We start from the raw sequence: 2,878 nt of genomic DNA on the forward strand, positions 1-2,878 counted from the left end.
AGCCATTACAAGGGGCTTCTAATGCCTTGTAAATAATTTAAAATAATAAAGAATGGAGAGATATTAATGGCAGGATTTAAAAAAGCGACAAGAGAGAATATTTGGGTAAAAGGAATAAGTATAGCACCATCAGGAGCAGGAAAAACTTTTTCAAATTTAAGAATGGCAACTGGAATGAAACAAGAAATGGAAAAGGTAACAGGAGAAGAAGCTAGTATAGCGTTTATAGATACAGAGGCAAGAAGATCTACATATTATGCTGATGAATTTGATTTTGATATTTTAGAATTAAAAGCACCATTTACACCAGAAAAATATATAGATGCAATAGATGAAGCGATAGACGCTGGATATAAAATTTTAGTAATAGATTCATTAAGCCATGAGTGGAACGGGAAAGGTGGAATTCTCGAGATACATGGTAATATGCCAGGAAATTCATATACGAATTGGTCTAAAATTACTCCAAGACACGAAAAATTTACTGATAAACTTATTGATTCACCTATTCACCTATTCGCAACAGTAAGAGGGAAAGATAAGTATGTTTTAGAAGAACAAAATGGGAAACAAGTTCCTAGAAAAGTAGGTGTAGGGTATCAACAAAGAGATGACTTAGAATACTTATTTACAGCAGCTTTTAACTTAGAGCAAGATACTCATTACTTCAGTACAGTTAAAGACAATACACATTTGTTCGAAGATAGACATGAAGTTTTAACAGAAAAAGATGGTATTGCTTTATATAAATGGGCTACTGGAGGAGACGTAAAAGCTAAAAAGAGAGAATTAGAGAAGGCTAAGGAAGAAGCTAAGGCTAATATTAAATTAAAAGAAGATGAGGAAGCTAGGGAAAAAGCTAAAGAGTTAGAGAACAAAAAGAAAAAACAAGAAAAGAAGTTAACAACAGAAGAATTAAAAACTTCAATACTTTTAAAATGCAAAGAGTTATCAGACCAAGGGAAAAGACCTAAAGTAATTTCAACATTAGAAGAGTTAAACGGAACACCTAACCCTAATGATATAAAAAGCAAAAGTGTGGCTGAAAAAGTATTATCGGCACTTGAAGATTTAGAGTAATTTTAATCAATGCAGCCCACATTAATTTGTGGGTTGTTTAGTTTAAAGGAGTGGCGGAATAAAAATGAAATGTAGATATAAATTTTGTAAAAACAATAATGAAGTATCCAAAAAAGATGCTATAAAAGAAAGTACGGCTTATTATTGCAAAGAATGTTATCAAGAAAAACAAAATAAGAAAGCAATAGAAGAATATTATTCAGTTAATATGACAAGTTGCACTATACAAAATCTAAGAAAAGCTATAAAACAAATAGTTAATGACAAGGGGTTTGATTCTGAATATCTCTTATTTACGGTTAAATATATAAAAGAGCATAACAAACCTATAAATTATCCTTTTGGATTACTTAACTATGTAAATAACTTAGATATAAAAAGAGCATGGAAAACATATCAAGAAAAAGAAGATTATAAAGAAATAAAAGATGATATATTAAATTCAGAAGACAAAGAAAAAGAAGTTAAATTCCAATACAAAAATAACAATAAAGAATTATTTAAATTAATCTAGGTGGTGATGTTTTGAAAGTCAAAGATATAAAAAATTTTGAAAGACAACATAATATAGAACTTTCACATGATGATATAAGTGAAAATGGAATCATTGGAACTGTATTAGCTCATCCAAGTTATATATATAAAAGTGAATATCTGAAACCTAATATGTTTTATAATCGAGAGTTAGCTTGCATATATTATATAATTTCAGATTTACTCAATAAAGGAATTATAGAAATTGATAATTTTCTTATTATCAATGAAATAGAGGGAAACAAAGGATTTAAAGCAACAATAGAGGAATTTGACGATATTTCCAATGATATAGTAGGTTGGCTTGATGGATTAAAAGAAGTTGCAAGAAGTAGCACAGAAGAATATGAATTAATAGTAAAAAAGGTAGTATCTCACGCATTTAAAAGAGAAAGTTATATTAAACTATGTGAGTTAAGTAATTATGTATTAAATAGTAATGATGATATAAATAAGCTTAACTATAAATTACAGACGGATGTAACTAAATTTGCAGATACTTATATAGTCAATACTGACGTCCAATTAATGGGAGATAAAGTAGAAGATTTATGGAATTTAATTACTAGTAGAAGAAACAATGGATTCTCAGGAATACCATCAAAATACAAGGATTTAAATAAATATTTTACATATGAGAATGGAGAATTAGTTGTTATAGGAGGAAGGGCTAAAAGTGGAAAGAGTATGTTCTTCTTAAATGAAGCTATTCATAAAGTAGAGAATGGAGTACCAACAGCTATATTTGATACAGAAATGAGTGATGAAAGATGGCTTGTAAGATACCTTGCTTTAAAAACTGGAATAGACATTCAAAGAGTAAAATCAGGTGAATATAGTAAAGAAGAAGAAATAGAAATTAATAATGCTATTAAATGGTTAAAAGATAAACCATTAATACATATTTATGATCCAGATTGGACTAAGGATAAAATCTATATGGTTGCAAAACAATTAAAATCAACAATAGGTTTAGGATTTTTAATTTACGATTATATAAAAGTTAATGATACATCAGCTGAAACTAAAGAACATAATGTATTAGGTGATATGACAAACTTTTTAAAAAATAAAGTAGGTGGAGCATTAGATATTCCAGTTTTAGCAGGAGGTCAAATGTCACCTAAAGAAGAAAGATTAGCAGATAGTGATAAGATTAATAGATATGCTTCAACTATCGCTTATTGGATACATAAGACAAAAGAAGAACAACTTAACGATGGAAAAGATGCTGGAAATTGTAAATTTAGAATTGATTATAATA

3 protein-coding genes are annotated in these 2,878 nt (G+C 28.5%); all 3 read left to right on the plus strand.

All coding sequences use genetic code 11. The features are described from left to right. Positions 1 to 66 precede the first annotated feature (66 nt). Positions 67 to 1,080, plus strand: coding sequence for an AAA family ATPase (locus ACRDDY_RS15600; RefSeq protein WP_438565861.1), 1,014 nt, complete (start codon positions 67 to 69; stop codon positions 1,078 to 1,080). A gap of 64 nt (positions 1,081 to 1,144) precedes the next feature. Next, positions 1,145 to 1,594 carry a hypothetical protein gene (locus ACRDDY_RS15605; protein ID WP_438565862.1) on the plus strand — a complete coding sequence of 150 codons (450 nt, stop codon included), beginning with the start codon at positions 1,145 to 1,147 and terminating at the stop codon, positions 1,592 to 1,594. Between the two features lie 11 nt (positions 1,595 to 1,605). Beyond that, positions 1,606 to 2,878: DnaB-like helicase C-terminal domain-containing protein (locus ACRDDY_RS15610; protein WP_438565863.1), on the plus strand; the 1,273-nt coding region annotated here is incomplete at its 3' end.

The organism is Clostridium sp. (genome assembly GCF_051656525.1).
In the GTDB taxonomy this organism is placed as follows: Bacteria; Bacillota; Clostridia; order Clostridiales; family Clostridiaceae; genus Clostridium.